The sequence below is a fragment of the Winogradskyella endarachnes genome (assembly GCF_009741275.1).
Lineage (GTDB): Bacteria > Bacteroidota > Bacteroidia > Flavobacteriales > Flavobacteriaceae > Winogradskyella > Winogradskyella endarachnes.
Genome location: NZ_WOWS01000001.1, coordinates 539,541 through 562,569, shown reverse-complemented (window position 1 = coordinate 562,569; position 23,029 = coordinate 539,541). Strand labels below are relative to the sequence as shown.

General features: G+C 31.6%; 18 protein-coding genes. 6 read left to right on the top strand and 12 right to left on the bottom strand.

The window, feature by feature from the left end; all coding sequences use genetic code 11:
- Nucleotides 1-30: 30 nt before the first annotated feature.
- Entirely contained in the window at nucleotides 31-792 is a 762-nt protein-coding gene (locus GN138_RS02530) for an MBL fold metallo-hydrolase (protein WP_157361804.1), read from the top strand.
- A 2-nt stretch (nucleotides 793-794) separates the two neighbouring features.
- A complete protein-coding gene (locus GN138_RS02525) occupies nucleotides 795-1,301 on the top strand; it encodes a hydrolase (RefSeq protein ID WP_231743023.1) in 507 nt (168 codons plus the stop codon).
- A gap of 21 nt (nucleotides 1,302-1,322) precedes the next feature.
- On the opposite strand, the gene GN138_RS02520 is transcribed toward GN138_RS02525, so the two are convergent.
- From GN138_RS02520 to GN138_RS02490, 7 genes are all read right to left on the bottom strand, one after another.
- Nucleotides 1,323-2,450, bottom strand: coding sequence for a PepSY-associated TM helix domain-containing protein (locus tag GN138_RS02520; protein WP_157361802.1), 1,128 nt, complete (start codon nucleotides 2,448-2,450; stop codon nucleotides 1,323-1,325).
- A 68-nt stretch (nucleotides 2,451-2,518) separates the two neighbouring features.
- Nucleotides 2,519-4,927, bottom strand: coding sequence for a TonB-dependent receptor (locus GN138_RS02515; RefSeq protein WP_157361800.1), 2,409 nt, complete (start codon nucleotides 4,925-4,927; stop codon nucleotides 2,519-2,521).
- 153 nt (nucleotides 4,928-5,080) lie between these two features.
- Nucleotides 5,081-5,725 (bottom strand): alpha/beta hydrolase, encoded by a 645-nt coding sequence (locus GN138_RS02510; protein WP_157361798.1) that lies wholly within the window; start codon nucleotides 5,723-5,725, stop codon nucleotides 5,081-5,083.
- Nucleotides 5,726-5,727: 2 nt separating this feature from the next.
- Nucleotides 5,728-6,060 carry a hypothetical protein gene (locus tag GN138_RS02505; protein WP_157361795.1) on the bottom strand — a complete coding sequence of 111 codons (333 nt, stop codon included), beginning with the start codon at nucleotides 6,058-6,060 and terminating at the stop codon, nucleotides 5,728-5,730.
- On the bottom strand, nucleotides 6,060-7,313 hold the full coding sequence (locus GN138_RS02500) for a dihydroorotase (RefSeq protein WP_157361793.1): 1,254 nt from the start codon (nucleotides 7,311-7,313) through the stop codon (nucleotides 6,060-6,062). The genes GN138_RS02505 and GN138_RS02500 overlap by 1 nt, the downstream gene beginning before the upstream one ends.
- Complete coding sequence (locus GN138_RS02495) at nucleotides 7,310-9,235, bottom strand: BatA domain-containing protein (RefSeq protein WP_157361791.1); 1,926 nt, start codon at nucleotides 9,233-9,235, stop codon at nucleotides 7,310-7,312. Before GN138_RS02495 ends, GN138_RS02500 begins: the two co-directional genes overlap by 4 nt.
- Before the next feature lie 282 nt (nucleotides 9,236-9,517).
- A complete protein-coding gene (locus GN138_RS02490) occupies nucleotides 9,518-10,525 on the bottom strand; it encodes a glycosyltransferase family 2 protein (RefSeq protein ID WP_157361789.1) in 1,008 nt (335 codons plus the stop codon).
- An 84-nt stretch (nucleotides 10,526-10,609) separates the two neighbouring features.
- Between GN138_RS02490 and GN138_RS02485 the strand changes: the two genes are divergently transcribed.
- Nucleotides 10,610-12,505, top strand: coding sequence for a M61 family metallopeptidase (locus tag GN138_RS02485; protein ID WP_157361787.1), 1,896 nt, complete (start codon nucleotides 10,610-10,612; stop codon nucleotides 12,503-12,505).
- A gap of 81 nt (nucleotides 12,506-12,586) precedes the next feature.
- Here the strand turns inward: GN138_RS02485 and GN138_RS02480 are convergent, their stop codons facing one another.
- The 5 genes from GN138_RS02480 to GN138_RS02460 all read right to left on the bottom strand — a co-directional run bounded on the left by GN138_RS02480 (nucleotide 12,587) and on the right by GN138_RS02460 (nucleotide 19,398).
- Nucleotides 12,587-13,771 (bottom strand): GAF domain-containing sensor histidine kinase, encoded by a 1,185-nt coding sequence (locus GN138_RS02480; protein WP_157361784.1) that lies wholly within the window; start codon nucleotides 13,769-13,771, stop codon nucleotides 12,587-12,589.
- A 125-nt stretch (nucleotides 13,772-13,896) separates the two neighbouring features.
- A complete protein-coding gene (locus tag GN138_RS02475) occupies nucleotides 13,897-14,670 on the bottom strand; it encodes a TIGR02757 family protein (protein WP_157361782.1) in 774 nt (257 codons plus the stop codon).
- Between the two features lie 249 nt (nucleotides 14,671-14,919).
- Entirely contained in the window at nucleotides 14,920-15,960 is a 1,041-nt protein-coding gene (guaC, locus tag GN138_RS02470; RefSeq protein ID WP_157361780.1) for a GMP reductase, read from the bottom strand.
- A 145-nt stretch (nucleotides 15,961-16,105) separates the two neighbouring features.
- The gene (locus tag GN138_RS02465; protein ID WP_157361778.1) at nucleotides 16,106-16,486 is read right to left on the bottom strand and encodes a Rid family detoxifying hydrolase; all 381 of its coding nucleotides are present in this window, start codon (nucleotides 16,484-16,486) and stop codon (nucleotides 16,106-16,108) included.
- Between the two features lie 143 nt (nucleotides 16,487-16,629).
- Nucleotides 16,630-19,398 carry a putative LPS assembly protein LptD gene (locus tag GN138_RS02460; protein WP_157361776.1) on the bottom strand — a complete coding sequence of 923 codons (2,769 nt, stop codon included), beginning with the start codon at nucleotides 19,396-19,398 and terminating at the stop codon, nucleotides 16,630-16,632.
- A 109-nt stretch (nucleotides 19,399-19,507) separates the two neighbouring features.
- Here GN138_RS02460 and GN138_RS02455 point away from each other — a divergent pair, with 109 nt between their 5' ends.
- From GN138_RS02455 to GN138_RS02445, 3 genes are read left to right on the top strand one after another with little or no spacing between them, the layout of a single operon-like run.
- On the top strand, nucleotides 19,508-20,629 hold the full coding sequence (locus GN138_RS02455) for an N-acetylmuramoyl-L-alanine amidase family protein (RefSeq protein ID WP_157361774.1): 1,122 nt from the start codon (nucleotides 19,508-19,510) through the stop codon (nucleotides 20,627-20,629).
- Between the two features lie 54 nt (nucleotides 20,630-20,683).
- The gene (locus GN138_RS02450) at nucleotides 20,684-21,631 is read left to right on the top strand and encodes an MlaD family protein (RefSeq protein WP_157361772.1); all 948 of its coding nucleotides are present in this window, start codon (nucleotides 20,684-20,686) and stop codon (nucleotides 21,629-21,631) included.
- 13 nt (nucleotides 21,632-21,644) lie between these two features.
- Nucleotides 21,645-22,961 carry a (Fe-S)-binding protein gene (locus GN138_RS02445; protein ID WP_157361770.1) on the top strand — a complete coding sequence of 439 codons (1,317 nt, stop codon included), beginning with the start codon at nucleotides 21,645-21,647 and terminating at the stop codon, nucleotides 22,959-22,961.
- Nucleotides 22,962-23,029 lie beyond the last annotated feature (68 nt).

Here is a 23,029-nt window from a genome sequence, read left to right as displayed (position 1 = left end):
TTTAAAAAAGAACGATTAAATTAATTAAGGTTGAAAATCACGTTTTTAGGTACTGGTACTTCTCAAGGCATTCCAATTATAGGTAGTAATCATCCTGTATGTTTAAGTGAAAACCCTAAAGACAAAAGGTTACGGGTTTCAGTTTTAGTAGAGTGGGAGGATTATACTTTTGTAGTAGATTGTGGTCCAGATTTTAGACAACAGATGCTTAGAGCAAAAGTTACTAAAATAGATGGTGTTATTTTTACACACGAGCATGCTGATCATACTATGGGATTAGATGATATTCGTCCTTTTTTCTTCAAACAAGGTGATATTGATTTGTTTGCCCATCAACGTGTTTTTAAATCTTTAGAAAAACGTTTTGACTATATTTTTACAACAGGCGAAAAATATCCTGGAGTACCAAGTGTTACAAAACATATTGTTAAAAATGAACCATTTTTGGCAGGTAATCTCAACGTTATTCCTATAGATGGCTTACACTATAAATTACAGGTTTTTGGTTATCGCTTTGATAATTTTGCATATCTCACGGACATGAAAACAATTGCAGAAACTGAAATAGAAAAGCTTCAAAATTTAGATGTTTTAGTGGTGAATGCACTGCGAATTACAGAGCATATTTCACATTTTAATTTAGATCAAGCGTTAGAACTCATTAAAAATTTAAAACCAAAACGTGCTTACTTAACACATATTAGTCATCATCTAGGTTTTCATGATGATGTACAACAAAACTTACCAGAAAACGTTTTTTTAGCATACGATAATTTACAAATTACTATATAGATATGAAGAGTAAAATTTTAATGTATTTATTCATTTTTACAGTTTTATTATTAATTTTTCAATTCGTAAATTCTAAAAATATTTTAGATAAGTACGAAGCGGATATCGTAAAGGTAAAAGCTAAATTGGCAGAAAGTGAAAAAGAGGTGAAAGCATTAGAAGACAAAAACTTTGAATTGAGTTATTTTGATATTAGTGGAAATGAGGATGCTTTAACGTATTTTGAAGCAGAAGGATATGATACAGAGCAGTTAATACCTGTAATTATTGAAGGGTTATATAATATGAATGATTATGAAGGTGATGACCACCCAATTGTACCGTACGTATCTATGACAGACTCTAAATTGTTAATTAACAAAATTAAAGTCTTAAACCATAAATGGATTATTGCCAATTTTACGGATGGCGAATTTTGGGGTGAAATTTTTGTGAGTTACGAGATTGATGAAGAAAATAAACTTAAATATAAATTGGTAGAATATTTAATGTATCCTACCATTAATTAAGAAGGTTAAGTTCAGTTAAATTTAGTTGCTATTTTTCTTCTTTTTATAGTTCCTTCCATACCACAATAAAATACCGGTTACAGGTAATGATGCTGTGATAAGGCTAATTAAAAAGGCTAAAATTTTACCAGCAATTCCGCCAATGGCACCAATGTGAATGTCGTAATTCATTCTTAGAATTTTATCTGCAAATTTGGCGTCTTTGTATTTTCCGTAAATAGCTGGAGTTTCAATTTCTTTTAAGGTATTTTGGTCAAAAAATCTGTAATCAGCATCGTAATAAAGTCCTTTACTATTAGAAACTTCTACATAAATACTTTCAGTTTCGGTTTTAGGATAGTGCAACTCAAAAGCAACAGCTTCTGGATTTTCTTTTTGAAGTTTTACAATTAGGTAGTCCATTGGCACAGTATCACTGTTGCTGCGTAATTCACTTTCATTCTCGGGAATAATAAAAGCAGGGACTTTGTCGCCTCCTGTAGAGACATATACCACATATTTTAACCAATTATAAGAAATTACAGAACCTGTAAACGCAATAATTAAAGCAAAAGAGCAAATGTAAAACCCTATAACTGTGTGCAAATCGAAGTTTTTACGTTTCCAACGTGTTGTTTTTTTCCAATCGAAGGTTATTCGTTGTTTTAAGTTTTTTCGTTTTTTAGGTATCCATAGAATAAAACCAGATATTATAATAAGAATAAAAATTAATATAGAAGCAGCAACAACTTGTTCACCTATAGCTTTAGGCAACCATAAGCGCATATGGCCTTTTAAAATAAAAGCAAAAAAACCTGTAAGATGGTTGTCTACTTGTATAACTTCTCCGTTATATGGATTTAAAAAAACACTTTGATAAAATTCAGGTTCGGCATCATAAAAAATAACTTCAATAGCATCTGTATTTTTTTTAAAAACAGTACCATGTATGGTGTTTTCTGGGAAAACAGGGCTTGCATAGTTCTTTGCTTCAGTAGGTGTTAGTATTGGTGCATCTTGTGGTGTTACATATTTGTAATCATCATAAGTTGCTTCAATTTCTTCTCTAAATGCCCAACAACAACCCGTAATTGCCACAATAAATACAACAAGTCCTGTTGCTAGTCCTAAAATTTTATGAAGTTGAAAAATAATTTTTTTTGCAGCCATAAAGTGTCTTTAATTTAAAAAAGAGCAAACCTACACTAAGGCTTGCTCTTTATTTATTTAAAACTAATTTAGAATTTATAGGTAAAAGTACCAAGTAACACACGCTGTTGTTGAGGTGTTATTGTACTCCAACCAGAGTAATAACTTTCATCGGTAAGGTTATTTCCTTTAACGCTAACTCTAAATTTATCAGTTTCGTAATAAACAGATGCATTAAAGATTGTATAAGCCGGAATATAAAAACTTCCTGTTACTGCTTGGTAATCCGTCATGGTATCATATTTAGATTGGCCGTTAAAACCAGCACCTACACCAAAGTTTTTAAAGAATTTATAATCTGCCCAAAAGTTATATGTAATTTCTGCACCAGATTCGCCATAACGATTTCCTTCTAAAAATCTTGCCGAAGGTGAATCTGTAATTTCAGAATCGTTGTAACTAAAGCCAGAGTGAATATTTAAGTTTGAAATTGGGTTAGCATTAACCTCCAACTCAATTCCTTGACTATTAATTTCTAAATCTTGAGTTTGTGTTGCCCAATAATATTTGTTATCTACATTAATATTGTAATAACTTAAAGTCGCTTCTAATTTATTATTAAATAGGTTGGTTTTTGCTCCAACTTCAAATTGATTAGCTTGCTCAACATCAAAAGATTCTAATGTAGTATTAGCATTACCCAAATCATCATAAGTTGTAACGTATTCAGGATTTACGTAAGAAAACCCATTTTGATAATTTGCGAAAATTGATAACTCATTTAAGATAGGCTGAAAAACAATTCCGAATTTTGGTGAAAACGTAGACTCGGTATATTCGGTATCATCGTCTGTATCTGTATTTCTGTCACCTTGGTAGTCAAATCTATCATAACGCACACTTCCCATAACGGATAATGATGGTAAAATATTAATAACATCAGATACATAAGCACCAAAGATATTCTGGCGAATATCGCTATCTACATTTCCTATACCAGATAAGGCAGCACTTAAATTTTCTTCATTTATTTCAGGTTCACCAAAAATTAAATCACCATCAATATTTATAGTGTGTAAGTAACCCCAATTAGAGCTATTATCAATAATATTGTAATCTAGGTAATCTGCTCCAACTAATAATTTGTTTTCTAAATCGCCAATTTTAAATGTACCTGTAAAGTTCTGTTGTAAGTTAATTGTTTTTGTTTTAGAGTCTGTGTCTTGCGCGTATAATGCAAAATTTTCAGTTCCAACAATTGCAGAAAGGTCAGTATAATCAGCATAGTTCCATAAATAGGTATAATAACCTAACGACTTCGCTGAACTACCAGATATTAACGTTTGAGAAGACCATTGGTCAGTAATTTTCCAAGCGATTTCTCCACGGAAATTTTGAGTAAGATTGTTTATAGTTACATCGTTACTTGTAAAGGATAAATTGGTGTCGTAACCTAAGTCGTCAATAGAATTAAATGCTAAGGTTCCATAACGGTTTAAGAATAAAAACGTCTCGTTAGTTTGCTCATTGTCAGAAACTTCATAAGAAAAGTTTAAAGTCACATCATTATTAATTTTATAGGTTAATGATGGCGCCAAGAACACTGATTTTTTTAGTCCAGCATCTTGAAAACTATGTTCTTGCTGAAAACCTGAGTTAATACGGAAAGATAATTTATCATTAGCACTAACATTAACATCTGCATTAAATTTAGCAAAATCGTAAGAACCACCAGAAACAGTTATTTCTCCACCTGTTCCGCTATATGGCTTTTTTGTAATAATGTTTATTAAACCACCATAAGAGGTTACAGAGCTTCCAAATAAAGTGCCAGAAGGCCCTTTAATAACTTCTACACGCTCAATGTTAGATGGATTGATAAACCCGTTAGTAATACCAGCAACACCATTTACTAATTGTGGTTGTACAGCAAAACCACGACTAGAGTAGTAACCTGCACCATCGCCACTTCTACCAGTAGATGACCATAATTTTGTAACACCAGCCGCATTTTTTAAGGCATCTTCAAAAGTATTTACAGATTGAGATACTAATAGTTGATTGGTAATTGTATTGTAAACTTGCGAATTTTCAATGTTTTTTAAAGGCATTTTTGAAACGTATGCACTTGTTTTTCTTGAAAATTTGTTTTTTCTATCCACATCGAGTACAACTTCTTCTAAAATTTCATTTCCTTCATATAGAATTATAGTTGATAAATCTACATTTTGGTTGTCTGTAACAGACACTAAAACTTCTTTAGTTTTAAATCCTATATATGAAATTACAAGTGTGTAATCGCCGTTTTCAATTGAGTTAATTACAAATTTTCCGTTGTCGTCTGTTTGTGTTCCTTTTGTAGTATTTTTAATGGATATATTTACGCCAACAAGGGGTGAATTATTGTTGTCAGTTACAGCTCCTTTTATAGTTGCATCTTGTGCAAAAGCTAAACTACTTAACAATAACAATGTTAAAAATGATAATAGGTTTTTCATCTGTTTTTATTTAGACTTATTATAGATAATAATTTTGCAGCAAAAATATTTATGTCTTTTGACATATGCAAATTATTTATAACAAATCTAAATAAGATAATTAAAGCTATTACTTAGCTGCTCTAAACGAGTTATTTATGAAGACAATATTTATTAGATATGGTTCTCTAACCAAGCCTTTAAGTCATAAAAATTCTGAGGTGCAACACCATGTCCCACAGGATATTCAGAATACACATGATTAATATCTAAAGCCTTTAAAAACACAGGTGCTTTTTGTGCCCAATCTACAGGAATCACTTGGTCTACTGAACCATGAGAACAGAAGAAGTTAAGATGAGAAACGTCTGCTTTATTTATTGATTTAGGTATAATATCTTCATTAACATAACCACTTAAAGCCAGAATGTTTTTAACTTTATCAGGATACGTTAATGCCACAGCATAACTCAATATAGTCCCTTGACTAAAACCTAATAAAGTTACGTTATTAGAATCTACAGCGTAAGTATCGCAAGCATAGTCAATAAACTCAGCAATTTTATCTACCGATTCTTTTGCTTGTTCATTATCACTCCATTTTCCTTTATCAGCATCAAAATTAATAGCATACCAAGCGTTTCCATAAGGTTGCATAGCGTAAGGTGCTCGTAAAGAAATAATCATTAATTCTTCTGGCAATTCTGAAGCAAATGAAAACAAATCATTCTCGTCACTGCCGTAACCATGACACAATATTAAAAGAGGTGCGTTTTCTTTTAAAGAAGAAGGCCTTGTGATGTAGTGTAATTTCGACATAATTATTGACCTATAGATTTAAAAATATTTTGAAACACATCGCCTATTAATGGAATTTTATTCATTTTTCCAGAAATAGCTCCTATTAAACCATAGAAATATAAAATTGAAAAGAAAACCCAAAAAGACATACTTACCATCATGCTATCCATACTACTTACTACAAAAGCAATAATTGTATAAAGAATGCCTAAACCTAAACCTTGTCTAATATGAAAAGCCGTAAACGGATTCTTTTTATCTTGATTCATAAAAAAGGCAATTAGCGTACCCAATAACGTTAAGTAAGCTACTAAACCTAAAGTTTTTCCTTCGTCTATTGTATTTTGGTTCATTATTTTAAAACAATTTTATTGTTGGCAATAATGCCATAAGTTTCACCTTTAAGTTGTTTTCCTATAAACATACTATTCTTAGAACGCGATGTAATGTGTTTAAGACTAAATTCGAAATCTTTATCAGGATTAAACAATGCTAAATCTGCTAATTCACCTTCGTTTATTGTAGATTCAGAAACACCAAATCTTGATTTTCCTTGTGTTAAAAGACTAATCGTTTTCTTTGTTGTAAATATTGTTTGTAGAGCTCCAAAAGCAGATTCTAAACCAATGGTTCCGTATTTGGCATAATCGAACTCTATCTTTTTGTCTTCTATATCAATTGGGTTATGGTCTGTAGTAACCATATCAATAGTGCCATCTTTTAAGCCTTCAATTAAAGCATCGCAATCGGTTTGCGTTCTTAAAGGCGGTAAAACTTTGAAATTGGTATCAAAACTATGCAAAACGTCATCTGTAAACATAAGGTTGTGGACAGCCACACTGCAGGTAACATTCAGGTTTTTAGCTTTTGCAGTTCGTATTAATTCTACTGATTTTGCTGTAGAAATTGTTGGTATATGAAGTTTACCTTCTGTGTATTCTAAAATAAATAAATCTCTAGCTAATTGTAATTCTTCAGCTAAAGTCGGATTTCCTTTTAAACCTAATTTAGTACTATTAATGTTTTCGTTTGCTACACCAAGTCCAGATATTTTAGATTCTTGCGGAAACGAGCAAACTAATCCATTAAAATTACTTGCATATTGCAATGCAATTTTCATTAAGTTAGGATTACAAATTGGTTTTTGATAATCGTAAAAAGCAACTGCACCAGCATTAGTCATATCAAACAACTCAGCTAAATCTTCACTTTGGCTACCTTGGGTTAAAGCTCCAAGAGGATAGAGGCTAACCGCATGGTTCTGTGCTTTAGATTTTACAAACGTAATATCTGCATAACTATCAATCACAGGATTAGAATTAGCATTTAAAGCCACAGCAGTAAAACCAGAATTTGCCGCAGTTTTTAAACCATTGCTAATAATTTCACGTTCTTCATAACCTGGCTCACCAAAAGATACACTACTATCAAACCAACCTTGCGAAATATGCAAGTTGTCTAGTTTAATTTCTTTGTAATTATTGGGATTGGTAATGCGTTTTGAAATCTTGGAAATACGACCTTTTTCAATTAAAATATCAACCGTTTCATTGTGAAAATCACTTTTAGAATCAACGATGGTTGCAGATTTTATGAGTGCGTTCATTTAAGATATTTTAGAAGTAACATTTCAATTATTAGAAATAGTAATGCAAAAATAACAAACCATTTCCATAACGCATTAATACTTGTGTCACTTTTTATATTATTAATTGTGGTTGCTAAACTAGTTTCAACATCTGCTTCTGCCAAAGCATTTAAATTGTAATAACTAAGGTTGCTTTCTGTTCTGTTGTAATTGAAACTGAGATTTTCGAGTATGTTTTCTTTATTCTTAACGTTTAATATGCCTGCAACATTTGGAAAATCTTCAGTTTCTAAAACTACCGATTTGCTAAATGTTTTTTGAAGCGGAATGACAGAAGTTTCATCAGAATCTAAAGTTAATATATCATCTTGACCAATTGAAGTTTGAATAGCAATAGAATTTGGCTGACCAATAGTGTAATACAATTGCGATAATTTTAAACTCTGTAAGCCTAGATTATACAACACAGGAATTATTAATTGTGAATTTTTGAAGTTTGAATTATCCGAATTTAATGCAGAAGAAAAAGCGTAACTATTAGCATTACCAACTAAAAAAGGCGAACCATCTTCGTAAGATAAAACGTTGTTAGCATTTGAAGTAAAACGGTATGATTTTTCAACCTTTGGATATTGAAAATTAGTCACTTTAGCGTAAAAAGCATTAGCCAAAAGCGGATGATTATAGTTGATGCTTGTTATTCGTTTTTCATCCGTATTTTGTTTAGAAAAAACACTGAGATTTAAATCTCTAAACGTTTGATTATAAGAATTTAAGTCAATTTCTTTTGAAGGAATAATTAATAATTTACCACCATCGTTTTTAAAAGCAATTAAAGCTGTTTTTAAAGCATTAGAAATGTTATTTAATTCATTAAGGACGATAAGATTTTGTTCAGGAATTAAATTAAAATTAAGAGCGTTTAATTTGAAACTTTTAAAGTCGAATTCATCTTCCGTATAAATCCGATTTAAAAACGAATCATCCGCATCTTCGTTTATCGCCAAAACTTTAATTTTTGGTTTTGTATTAATATTAAAATAGAAGGTATTATCGTATTGCAAACCTGCATCTTCTATTGTTATTTTGCCATTTATGGCTTTATTGTTCGCAATTGTAAAAATGGCTTCCGCTTCGTCATCAATAGACACTGCGCTTTTTGTGAGTAAGGCATCATTATTAAATAAGGAAATGGTAACGTTGTCAACTGGTTCCGCTTGGTTAGATAATTTTACGTTTAAATCTAAAGTTTCAGAAGTAGAATTAGAAACAAAAACACTGTCTATACTAATGTTTGAAACCAATGTTGATTTAGGTTGGACTAATTTTAGTTGAACCGTTGAATCTTTTTCAAAATTTAAAAGACTTCCTTTTTGCTGAAAATCTGAGACTAAAACCAAATTCTTTGTAGCAGTACCTGAATTAGAAAATAGTTGTTTTCCTTTTAAATATGCTGCATCATAATTGAGTTGATTTGGCGAATACGATAATTGAATTAAATCGTTTTTTAAGGCTTTAATCGTTGTGTTTCTGAAGGTTTTATCGTTAGTAAACAAATTGATTTTTTCATCCTCTGGCAATGTGTTTATAATATCTTGTATGGATGCATTAAGCAAGGTACCGTTGCTGCCAGTAGCTTCCATACTAAAGGAATTGTCTAGATAAATAACCGTTTCTTGAGTTTCGTTAAATGCTTCTGTATTTGGTATATATGGTTGTGCAAACGCAATAATAGCACAGGCTAAAAGTAGCATTCTTGTAAAAAGGGTTATCCATTTTTTTAATTGAGAACTTTTACGTGTTTGTAGCTTTACAGATTTTAAAAATTTAACATTGGTAAATTCAACTTTTTGAAAACGACGAAGCTGAAATAAATGTATAAGAATAGGAATAACCAGCAGAAATAGTGCATAAAGTAATTCGGGATTTTTAAACTGCATTCGTTGTTGTTATCTGTTTTATTTTTAAACTTTTGATGCTTTATTTCTCGTTTCTTTACATCCCTAAAGTCCCCTTAAGGGGAAAATCTCACTGTTGCGAATAAAAAAATCTGAAAGATTTTTTTATTAATTGTCCACTTGAGGGCATCTTAGAGGTGTAAAATTATACCATTAAAAATAGTCGATATTCTTACTATTAATTATGTTTCTAAAACCTAGCAGGTCTCGATTGTTCAAATATAAATAATCATAACAGATAACCTCGTTTAGCTTCTGAGAATTTTAACAGAAAAAGAAATAATCTATCATGGATTCCATATTTTGAGTTTCAAAATACTGGGTTATTTCTTCTTGAGCTTTGGTGTTGGCAACAGTTACAATACTTTGAGGGTTTTTAAGTTCTGCTAAATAATCAAAATTATAGAGCTCTTGGTCGTAGATATGTTTTCCTATTTTCTTTGGGTTATCGCAAATCCAGAAAAACGGAATCTGTTGTTTCAATAATATTTTGGCTAAGGTTTTGCCTTTATGTCCTGCGCCCCAAATTGCTAACCGTCTAGAAGTATCATAATTCAACTCTAAAAAATATTTCACTTTAAGGTCTAAAAAGGAATTCTCTGCATAATGCTGGTGTGTTCTAGAGGTTCTTGTACTATAATCTCGCCAATGCAGTAAAACTTTATCACTAGGAATACAAGTGTAATTTGCTTTGTAAAATCGGAAGGCTAAATCGTAATCTTCTGGGTAAATGTCTGAATTAAATCCATTACAGGCATCAAAATCTTCTCTGTGAAGCATCCAACAAGGTGACGGAATCACACATTCTTTATAAATTTCAGAATAATTAGCGCCTTTAATGGTTAGTTGGTTGAGCCAAGATTCATAACGTGCAAAACCATCACTAAGTCCATCTGCTCTAAAATATTTTACTTGGCCTACGGCTAAATGTCCTTTGCCATAGGCTTCAAGATTAGAAACCATTGTTTCCAGTCGGATTGGTGTCATAATATCATCACTGTCCATTCTAGTTACATAGCTTCCAGAACTATAAGAATAGGCTGTTTTTAAAGCTTCTATAATTCCTAAGTTATTATTTTTAAAAACTTTAAGTCTAGCATCCGTTTTTGCATGGTTTTCTACTATTTTGTACGAATTATCATCAGAATTGTCATCAATAAAAATAGCTTCCCAATTAGCGTAAGTTTGATTTAAAATAGACTGAATACACTCTGTAATAAAGGCTTCTGTGTTTTTAAAAGGAATTAAAATACTAACTAAAGGTTGCGACATGTTGCGAATTTAACAAAACCTTTAGGTTTTTAATAGTAACACATTGTAGATTTGTGGGTCTTATAAAAAAATAAAAATTTAAACATGAAGAATTATTTAGCCATACTTGGTTTAAGTGTCGTTTTGGTAGGTTGTGGATCAGCAAAACCAACAGCAAATGATTTAGCAATTAGCAATCCTATTGTTACAGCATTAGATTTAACAGCTGTAGATAATGATAGAGTACCTGTTACAATAAATCCAGGTCGTTTTACAGCCGAAAAGGTGACATACAGATTACCAAGGGTGGTACAAGGAACCTATGCTGTAAGCGATTTTGGTAAATATGTTGATGATTTTAAAGCTATTGATTACGATGGTAATGAATTGACAGTAACCAAGGAAGACACTAATACTTGGACAATAGCAAATGCAACCAAATTAGATAAAATTCTATATTATGTGAATGATACATTTGATATTGAAACGACTGGTGGTATAGGAGGAGAGCAACCTTTTTCTCCATCTGGAACAAACATTGAAGAAGATAACTATGTTTTAAACCTTCATGGTTTTATTGGTTATTTTGATTCTTTAAAGAATAATCAATATACCGTTGATGTTACTGGGCCAGCTAATTTTGTAAGAAGTTCTGCTTTAGAAGATAAAGGTGTAAAATCTAGTGAAAACGGAACAGTTATAACGAGCAGTTATTTTGCACAACGTTATTTTGATATTACAGACAATCCAATGATGTATGGAAAATTAGATGTTGAAGAATTTATGGTTGGCGATATTAAAATTGTTTTAAGTCTTTATTCTCCAACAGGAAAACATACTGCTGCAAGTTTAAAAGAAACGGTTTATAAAATGATGGAAGCCCAAAAGAGCTATTTAGGAGACGTAAACAGTACTCCTCGTTATGATATTTACGTGTATTTATCTAGAGGTGATGAAACGTCACCAAAAGGTTTTGGAGCCTTAGAGCATCATACTTCTACAGTAGTTGTTTTTAATGAAAACATGCCACTTGATGCTTTAAAAAGCTCTATGGTAGATGTTGTAGCACATGAATTTTTTCATATTGTCACACCATTATCAGTACACTCTGAAGACGTTCATTATTTTGATTATAACAAGCCAACATTTTCTAAGCATTTATGGATGTATGAAGGGGTTACAGAATATTTTGCACAACATTTTCAAGTTTATGAAGGTTTAGTTGATGAAGCTACGTTTTACAAAACAATGCAGTCTAAAATAGATATTTCTAGATCGCGTTTAGATGATGCTATGAGTTTCACAATTATGAGTGAAAACGTATTGGATGAACCTTATGCTGATCAGTATTACAATGTGTACATGAAAGGTGCTTTAATTGGTATGTGTATTGATATCTTAATGCGTAAAGAAAGTGATGGAAACAGAAGTATGCTGTCTTTAATGAAAGAGTTATCTGCAAAATACGGAAAAGAAAAGCCGTTTGAGGATGATAAGCTGATAGCAGAAATTACAGCTATGACTTACCCAAGTATAGGTGAATTCTTAAAAACACATGTAGAAGGAGATGTGCCAATTAATTACGAAGAATTTTTTGCGATGGCAGGTTTAGTTAAAGGTGAGGCTCAAGTAGAGACTAACTATATTTTTGCTGGTGGACAAAACATCATTTTTGATGGTGACCAAGAAAAGGGTGTTATTTTCTTTTCTTCAATGGTAGAGAAAAATTCATTTTGGAAATCTCAGGGTGTTTTAGCAGGTGATGTTATTAAGAAAGTAAACGGTGCAGATTTAACATTAACTAATGCACAAGGAATAATTGGTGGTATGTTTGGATGGCAAGAAGGACAAGAAATCACTATGGATTTAGAACGTGATGGAAAGCCAATGCTTATTAAAGCTACGTTAACAAAAGCGTATGCTACTGATGAAACTATTGTAGAGGATGAAAATGCTACTGAATCTCAGAAAGCATTGCGTGCTGCATGGTTAAAAGGTTAATTAATGGTTATTTTTAGTGAAAGCTAGAACTGTAAAATAATTGAATTAAAGAAAAGGCTTCCGAAATTAGGAAGCCTCTTTTTATTTTGCCACTGTAAAACAAAAAGTACTGCCTTTACCAATTTCTGAAGTTACACTTATTTCTCCGTTAAGTTTATCAACTAAATTTTTAACCGTACTCAATCCAATACCAGTACTAGATTTTCCATAATCATTTTTTACGGTTTTAAATATTTCAAAGATTTTATCTTGTTCGGCTTCAGGTATGCCAATACCGTTATCCTTTACACTAAATTTGTGGTAGTCTTCTAATAATTGGTAGGAGATGGTAACAATACGCTCGTCCTTGTCATTATATTTTAAAGCATTATCAACTAGGTTGAGTAATATTTGAGTTAAAGCTGCTCTATTTACATTTTTAATAAGTACATTAGAATAAATGAGTTTATCGTTTTTAGAAATTAAAATGTGTTCTATATCTTCATAAATGTTATCAAGATTAAAATCTTCCTTTTTCGATTTTACTAAACGATCAGATTTATAATAAATTAAAATGCCATCTATATAATTTTTTAGAACGTTTGTAGATTCTTCAATGTATTCTAGATACGTTATAGACTCTTCAGATAAATTAGAATCCTTGTCGTCTTTAAGTAGATTGGTTAAAGAAGTGATATTTGCCAAAGGAGATTTTAAATCGTGAGATACGTGGCTGGCAAAAGCACCTAGTCTTTTATTACGTTCTTGGAGTTCTGCTTTAGTCTTTTTAAGTTTCTCATTTTTTCTTCTTAATTCAAGTAAATTAATCACCTGTTTTCCTAAAGACTTTAATGCTCTAATTTGCGATTCATTAAGTTCTCTAGGCTTGTGATCAAAAACACAAATAGTACCAAGTGCAAATCCATTGCTATTTTTTAAGGGAACTCCAGCATAAAAAACAGCATTTTGTTCTGTAAGTAATGGGTTACCTGTGAAACGATTATCTTTTCTGGCATCATTTATAATTAAAATCTCTTCTTCTAAAATTGTATGACCACAGAATGAAATATTTCTAGGCGATTCATTAAAAGGAATACCATAGTGCGATTTAAAATAATTACGCTCAGTATCTAATATGGCAATTAATGCAATAGGGACATCACAAATAGTTGCAATTAACTCAGTAATATTGTCATAATCTTCCTCAGGTAGAGAATCTAAAATGTTATAAGATTTTACTGCTTTAAGACGTTGAATTTCATTATCTGGAAATTTAGGGCTTACCATATATTAGCTTTGATTTTGTGTTTAAATTAAAGATAACGTTTAAGGATTTTAAATAAGGATAACCCTAATTTTTTTAACAGTGTTTTATTAGTTTTTGCAAGTAAAGTTGCTTTTAAGCGTACTTTTTAAAACCCTTCAAAAACACCTAAACCAAATAAAGCAAAATCATATTTCACTGGATCATCACCATCTAGTTGTCTTAAGGCATGGTCTAACTCAGCTAAGGCTTTTCCATCATTTTGTTTTCGTTTTAATAAGCCTAGCTTTCTGGCTACGTTACCAGAATGCACATCTAAAGGACAACTCAGTTGAGAGGGAGAAAGAGAATTCCAAATACCAAAATCAACCCCTTTTTTATCATGTCTCACCATCCATCGTAAAAACATATTTATCCGTTTAGCAGCAGAATTTTTAAGAGGGTCACTAACATGTTTTTTAGTGCGATCTAAATGTGAAATTTCAAAAAATATTTTTTTGAATTGATGTATACTATGTTGAAGCGAATCTGTCTCAGCATGCTTGGCAAAAACGGCTTCTATACCTTGATGATTTTTATAAATATGTTGTAGACTTTGTACAAATTGTATAAAATCATTGCCATTAAATGTTCTATGTACAAAAGGTATTAGTTTTTCTAAATCAGATTCTTGGTGTTGTGTAATAAATTGAAAAGGGGATTGTTCTAACATCGCCATCATTCTGTTAGCATTTTTTATAATGCTTTTTCTATTTCCCCAAGCAATGGTAGCTGTTAAAAATGCAGAGATTTCAATATCTTCTTTTTTAGAGAATTGATGAGGAATCTGTATTGGGTCGCTCTCTATAAACTTTGGGTTATTGTAGAGCACAACTTTTTCTTCTAAAAAGTCTTTTAATTCTTGTTTTTTTAGTTTTGGCATATGTGGAGCAAAAATATTAAAAGCTATCATAAAAATTACCAAAGTAGATACTATTCCATTTAATATGATACAAAAAATTATGCTGCATTAGATATGGCAAAGTACGATGAACGACTTCTGAAATGGAAAAAATCACATTAGGAATTTCTCTATAGCGTATTTAAAGAGAGCGTAAAAATACCTGCAGAAGATATGTTGGTGTTTTGAAGTGGTTTGAAACCATCTACAAATAAACAATTAAATCAGTATCTAAGAATTATAAACTTGGTTTTCTTGTTCTGCTACACGAATAAATGTGGTTCTTTTGGTTAATTCCTTTAAGCGTTCTGCTCCAACATAAGTACATGTACTTCGCAGACCTCCTAAAATATCTTGAAGCGTGTTTTTTACGTCACCTTTATACGGAACTTCTACAGTTTTACCTTCACTAGCTCTATATTCTGCTACGCCACCAACATATTTATCCATTGCAGTAGAAGAACTCATACCGTAAAACTGTTTAAACTTTTGCCCGTTTCTTGTAATAAGTTCGCCACCACTTTCTGTATGACCAGAAAACATGCCACCTAGCATAACAAAATCTGCGCCTGCACCAAAAGCTTTAGCTACATCACCAGGCGTTGTGCAACCACCATCACTAATAATTTGCCCACCTAAACCATGAGCAGCATCCGCACACTCTATAATTGCAGATAATTGTGGGTAACCAACACCAGTTTTAACACGTGTTGTGCACACACTTCCAGGGCCAATACCAACTTTTACGATATCTGCACCAGAGAGTAGAAGTTGTTCTACCATTTCGCCAGTAACCACGTTACCAGCAATAATAATTTTATCAGGATATTGCTTTCTTGTTTGTTGTACAAATTCTACAAAATGTTCAGAGTATCCATTAGCAACATCAATACATATAAATTTTAGCTGAGGATTGTTTTTAAAAACAGCTTTGAGTTTGTTAGAATCTTCTTGTCCTGTGCCAGTGCTTATGGCAATGTAATCTTCGAGACCTTTTGGAGATTTTGATAAAAATAAATTCCATTCATCTACAGAGTAATGCTTATGAATGGCTGTAAATAGCTTTTGTTTAGATAATTCTAGAGCCATTTCAAACGTACCAACTGTGTCCATATTGGCAGCCATAATAGGTATACCTTTCCAAGTTGCTGTGCTATTTAAAAACGTAAAGTTGCGTTCTAAAGTTACTTGCGATCTGCTTTTTAGAGTAGAACGTTTAGGTCTTATCATTACATCTTTAAAGCCCAGTTTAATATCGTGTTCTATACGCATTTTGGAAATGTTTTTGGTTATAACCAAAAATACAATTCTTTAAAAATTACACGGCTCACAATTGTAACTAAGTAAGATTGTTTTATTAACAATTGTTTATATCCAAAATGAAACAAATAATTATTTAAAGTAATAAATAGAGTTATTACTTCACGGCGATCATGCTAATTTCAACATTTACAAATTTAGGTAAATTGGCAACTTCTACAGTTTCTCTTGCTGGAGCAGTAGCTTCATCAAAATAACTACCATAAACTTCGTTTATTTGTTTAAACGTATTCATGTCACTAATAAATATGGACGACTTTATAACGTTGTCAAAAGTCATATCTGCCGCAGCTAAAACGGCTTTCATGTTTTCCATTACTTGCTTAGTTTCCGTTTTAATATCCTCATTTACTAACTCCATAGTCTCTGGATGCAACGCAATTTGTCCTGAAGTATATAATGTATTTCCTGTTAAAACCGCTTGATTGTATGGTCCTATTGGAGCAGGAGCATTTGGTGTATTAATTATTTTTTTCATCTTAAAAAAGAATTAAATCGTTTTAATTATAATTAGGATAAAAACGGTAAAATATTTGTGTTTTTATCTTACATCAAATTTAAGAATTTTTGATAAGAAAACACTTGTAATATTTGCTATAATATGAAGGGTGTAACTTTAGACTAGTTTCCTAAAGTTTTATCTGCCTGACGTTGTTTGTCGTATTTTAAATCGCTTAACATACTAGACGAGATACCAATAAAGAAGTTCCAAGAACTATTATCACTAAAAGGAATCCAGCTAAAGTTCATTCGCCAACTTAATAAATCGCGCTCAAAACGCAGTTGTGTGTAGGTGAAACCTTGATTTAAAAAATCATAACCAGAAGATGCACCAACACTCCATCTAGGAGATAAATCTACATCACCAGAAAACATTAAAGAATGTGAGGTGATTTCATTTTGCCGCGTTGTATTGCTATAATTTGCGGAATAAGCCAGTCTTAAGCTCCAAGGCATTTTGTAATTGTAGAAATCGTTTGTTTCTTCTTTATCGCCTTTGCTTTTATCGTCATCACTTAAGCGTTTGTTAGCATAATCTTCTGAGCGGCCAAATAAATCATCTGTTCGGCCTCCAGACCTCGCAGATTCTTTAGAGGAGGCATCACTTTGTGCTGTTTCATCTCCTGTAAAGCTGTCGTTAGATAAGGTGTAACTCATAGTCATGTTAGCAGAAGTTAATCTAAATAAACTACCTCCATTATTTATGTTAAATGTATTAATAACGTTATTGTTACTGTCTAGAGCATACGGATTTAGTGTCATACCAAAATTAATACTCATCTTATTGTCTAAGATTTGTGTTCCTCCTGTGACTCTTACCGGACTAATATTTAATGAATCTGCTGCTAAATCATATGCTGTAGAAAAGTTGAAACTATTTAAAATAAATTTTTTCTCTGGTTCTGTTTGTGTAGAATCTTTAGCTCTTACTTTAGCTTCTAAGTTGTTAGTAACGGATAAACCAATACTGCTAGAAAAATTATTGCTTGGGCTGCCATACAATGAATTTTCAAAACGTGTATATGCTACATCAGAGGTTGTTCCGTCTGCATCAATAACTTCGTAAGTTTCATAATAATTATCAAATGCAGGTGTAATGGAGTAACTTAAAGAAGGTCTCATTACATGTCTTATAGCTTGTATTTTTGGGTCTTTTCCTTCTTTTTCAAAATTATACATTCCGTATATAGTAGTACCTACACTTGCTCCAAAATTATAGGTTAAAAAACGGTCAAATCCATATTGGTCAATAGAGACAACTTCTTCTTCTGTTTGATCATAGTATTTGCTAACTGTTTTTAATGTCCAGTTTTCTTCTAAATTAGCATTTGCACTAACACTAAAATAATCAAACACTTTAAAGTTTGTTGTTAATGGAATGGTATGTTTCATACCAATTTCGGCATCATCAAACATTTCACTTTTACCAAAAATAGAATCGTTAGTGCTTATGTTGTATTCACCTCTAGTTGTAACTTGAAAATTAATGTTTTCAATTATACCTTCTTTAGTACCAGATTTAGGCGCAAACGGATAAACTCTTCCCATTGAAGCTTGCAATGTAGGTAACGTTAAATCTATATCTCCTGTATTAGTGTTTTGACTATGTGTAGCCGTTAAACTTACATTAACTTGCGGTTCTACATCAAAGGTTTTTGAGTAAGACACTGAAGATGCTAACGTATTATTTAAAAAACTAGATTGGTTAAGCTGATTTATAGATTCTTGAAAATAAGTACTACTACCTAAGTTAACCGATGCAGAAAATGTAGAAGACGGATTTGCTTTAGAATCTTGAGAATGCGACCATCTTAAATTAAAAATAGTACTTTGACTAAAATCAGAGAAACCACGTTCACTATTTAATAAGTTTTCATACCTAAAGCTTACATTTCCTCTATATTTATAACGAACAGCATAGTTGTTTTCAATTCTCAATCCATAACTACCGTTAGTGTAATAATCACCAAGAACAGCCAAGTCTAAATAATCGCTAATTGCAAAATAATAACCTCCATTTTGAAGAAAATAACCTCTATCATTACCAGAATCTTCACCAAAAGATGGAAAAATTATTCCAGAGGTTTGTTTTTTGGTCATCGGAAAAAATGCAAATGGTAATGCAATTGGTGTGGGTACACCATAAATTTCCATATAAGTTGGTCCAACAATTACCTTTTTATTAGGTACCAATTTCATTTTAGAGGCTACAAATTGGTATTCTGGATCCTCTTCACTTTCGGCAGTAGTAAAACGTCCGTTTTTCATAAAATAAACAGAGTCATTTTCCTTTTTTGTAATAGGAGAGTAAACTTTAAAACCTTGTTGTTCTGTTCTAGAATTAAATACTAAGGCCTTTTTTGTTTCTGTATTAAAGACAATAGAATCTGGTTCTATAACATTTTCTCCTTGAGTAAAAACAGGCCTTTGAGAATAGCCAGTAGAATCTTTAATTCTTCCTGCATATACTAGGTTTTTACTATAGTCTATTTCAATAATTCCTGCTGTAATTTCCATGTCTTCATAGGTAACGACAGCTTCATTATACATATAGATTTTTTGTTTCCTTTGATTCATGGAAACATAATCTGTAGCTTTATATTTCACAATACCAGTTAAAAGCTCCTTCTTCTTAATAGTATCTTTTTTAGAAGAATCAATTTCTTTAGTATTAATAGGTGGTTTTAATATAGAATCTGTAGCAATTGAAGCTGTGTCTTTTTCTTTCTCAGCAGGAATTGAAACACTAGGTTTAGGAAGTTCTTGAGCCAAGCTTGCAGTGTTTATAAACACTGTAAAACTCAATAAAAAAAGTATGTTTATTCTATTTGTACGCAATGCTTTTAAATGTATTTTTGTAAAAGTATGGCTCGGTTTTTGAAACGCCAAAAGTACAGTTATTTTTTTGTGATTAATTTATTAAATTCATAAAGTTGAAAAATAGACTGTATTTATTAAAATTATCAAATAAATTGAGACAAAAAATCGTTACTAAAATATGCAAACGATGCAAAAACAATTAATAGTATTTCTACTTCTTTTATTTATAACTTCTTTAACATCTTACAATAATTTATATGCACAAGATGATAAGTTTGTTGTTGTTTTGGATGCTGGGCATGGAGGTAAAGATCCAGGTCGACCTACAAAAAATGGTTATAAAGAAAAAGACATAGCTTTAAAAGTTGTTTTAGAATTAGGTAAGCAATTAGAAAAGTATGCAGATGTGAAAGTTATTTATACACGAAAAACAGATGTGTTTTTAGAGTTGTATGAACGTTCTGCAATAGCTAATAAAGCAGATGCAGATTTGTTTGTATCTGTACACTGTAATGCTCATAGTTCTCAAGCTTTTGGAACCGAAACTTATGTGTTAGGTGCTAAAAATGATGAAAGAAATATGGCTGTAGCCAAAGCGGAGAACGAAGTTATATTCTTAGAAGATAATCACGAAGAAAATTATGAAGGTTTTGATCCTAGTTCTCCAGAAACTGCTATAGCTCTAGGTATTGTGCAAGAGATTTATGTAGAACAAAGTATAGTTTTAGCCCGTAAAATTGAAGACAACTTTTCGGGAAAACTTAAAAGAAAGAGTAGAGGTATTAAGCAATTAAGTTTATGGGTTTTACACAATACATATATGCCAAGTGTTTTAGTGGAAACAGGTTTTATTACTAATAAGACGGAAGGTGCTTTTTTAAATTCTAAAGATGGCCAAACTAAAATAGCAACGGCCATTAAGGATGCCATTATAGATTATAAAAAGGAATTAGATTTAAATGTAGGAAACCACCTTTCTATTAAAGAAGATGAATTGCCTACGGCAGAAAATGAGGAAATCAATCCACAAATAATAGAAGGCGTTATTTTTAAAATACAAATAGCATCTAGTTCTAGAGATATTGAAGCAAAATCGTATAATTTTAAAGGTCTAAGTGAGATAACTAAAGAAAAATTAGAGAACATATATAAATATTACAGTGGAAATACTTCAGACTTTAATAAAATTCAATCACAGTTAGAAGAGGCCAAGCAAGAATATTCAGGCGCTTTTATAGTAGCTTTTAAGGACGGTAAAAGAATTAGTATGACCGAGGCATTAAAATCTGCAACAGATTAAGAATATTATTAATATATTTATTACTAATTTTGTTACAAACCAAACAATAGCCCATTGAAAATTTCAAGAGAAGTTAAAACTGCTGTATTAGTCCTTGCTGGTATAGCATTTTGTATCTATTTATTCACGTATTTAAAAGGTGAAGAATTATTTACAACCACAAATACCTACTATACAGAATTCGATTACAATTCATTGTCAATGGCTTCACCAGTAACGGTAAAAGGTAATAAAATAGGAAAAATAAAGAATATTTACTACGATTTTGATTCAGGTAAAACAAAAGTTGCTTTTAAGGTTACGCCAGATTTAAAATTTTCAAAAAATAGTGTTGTCAGGTTGTATCAAGATGGATTAATGGGAGGCAATGGCTTGGCCATCATAGATGCTAATGATGGTAATTTTGCTAAAGATGGTGATTTTATAAAATCTGAAATAAAACCAGGAATGATTTCATCTTTAGAAAAGAATTTTTCTGGTATCAGTGAAGATTTAGGATCTACCTTACGTTCATCAGATTCCTTATTAACAAATTTGAATGCATTGGTGGACGACGAATCAGAAAAAGGCCTGAAGCAAACTATTGCAGAGTTAAACTCAACCTTAAGAACATATAATAGAATAGGTTTAAAAGCAAATAGCTTATTGAATCAGCATGATGAAAAATTAGGGTCTATTTTAGATAATTTTGATACCACTACTAAGGAGTTGGCTATCTTAATGAAAGATCTAAATAAGGCAGAATTAGCCAATACAGTAAAAAACTTAGATGAACTAATACTTAAATTCAACCAATTAGCCACAGGCCTACAAGCAGGTGATGGCTCATTGGGCAAGTTTCTAAAGGACGACAATCTCTACGACAATTTAGAAAATGCAACGAAAGAATTAGAATTATTACTTTTAGATATTAAACTACATCCTGCGCGTTACAGACGTATTTTATCTAAAAAAGAAATTCCTTATCAGGAACCTACAGAAGCTGAATTAAACAACAATTAGATTATCCAACTCTATGGAATACATACCAAATATTATTTTTGTAATTTTATTAATTGCAGGCATTGGTTATTTTGCAAATAATGTAAAAAAACTAATCCGAAACATTAAATTAGGTCAAAAAGTTGATGCTAGTGACCAAAAATCCGAACGTTGGAAAAACGTTGTTAATATTGCATTAGGCCAAAGTAAAATGGTCAAAAGGCCAGTTTCTGGTATTCTACATGTTGTAGTCTATGTAGGTTTTGTGATTATTAACATGGAAGTCTTAGAAATAATAATCGATGGACTTTTTGGAACTCATAGAATAGGTCAAGAATATTTACCTGCAACTTTATACGGATTCTTAATAGGTGCTTTTGAGATTTTAGCCGTTTTGGTGCTGGTTTCTGTTGCTGTATTTTGGATTAGAAGAAATGTAATCAAAATTAAACGTTTCTTAAGTTCAGAAATGAAAGGCTGGCCTAAGAGTGATGGCAATATTATACTTTATTTTGAAGTTGTATTGATGTGTTTGTTCTTAGTAATGAATGCAACAGATACCGTTTTTCAAACGGCCAATTCAGGTAATGTAATCTCACAATTTATAGCACCTTGGTTTAGTGGTTTTGAAATAGAAACACTTCATACTATAGAAAGAATAGCTTGGTGGTTACATATAGCTGGTATTCTTGTATTTTTAAATTATTTATATTTCTCTAAACATTTACATATTTTATTAGCATTTCCTAATGTGTATTACGGTAGCGTAGAGCCAAAAGGTAAATTTAATAATCTCGATGCGGTTACTGCCGAAGTAAAATTAATGATGGATCCAGATGCAGATCCTTATGCCGCACCTCCAGAAACAGCAGATGATGAAGTGCCAGCTAAGTTTGGTGCTAGCGATGTTATGGACTTAACGCAAGTGCAGTTACTTAATGCATATACGTGTACTGAGTGTGGACGTTGTACCTCTTCATGTCCTGCAAATCTTACAGGTAAAAAGTTATCACCACGCAAAATTATGATGGATACAAGAGATCGTCTAGAAGAAGTTGGTAAAAACATAGACCTTAATAAAGGTAAGTTTGTAGATGATGGTAAGCAATTGTTAGGCGATTATATTACAAATGAAGAACTTTGGGCATGTACAACCTGCAATGCATGTGTAGAAGAATGTCCTGTAAGCATTAACCCATTATCTATAATTATGGAAATGCGTCGTTATTTAGTGATGGAGCAAAGTGCCGCACCAATGGAATTAAATAATATGATGACTAATATAGAAAATAATGGAGCGCCATGGCCTTATAACCAAATGGACCGTTTAAATTGGAAAGACGAAAACTAAGACCTGTTGAAAAGTTGAAGGGTTTAAATGTTTCTAGCTTAACAATTAAAGAAACCAATAACAATTTA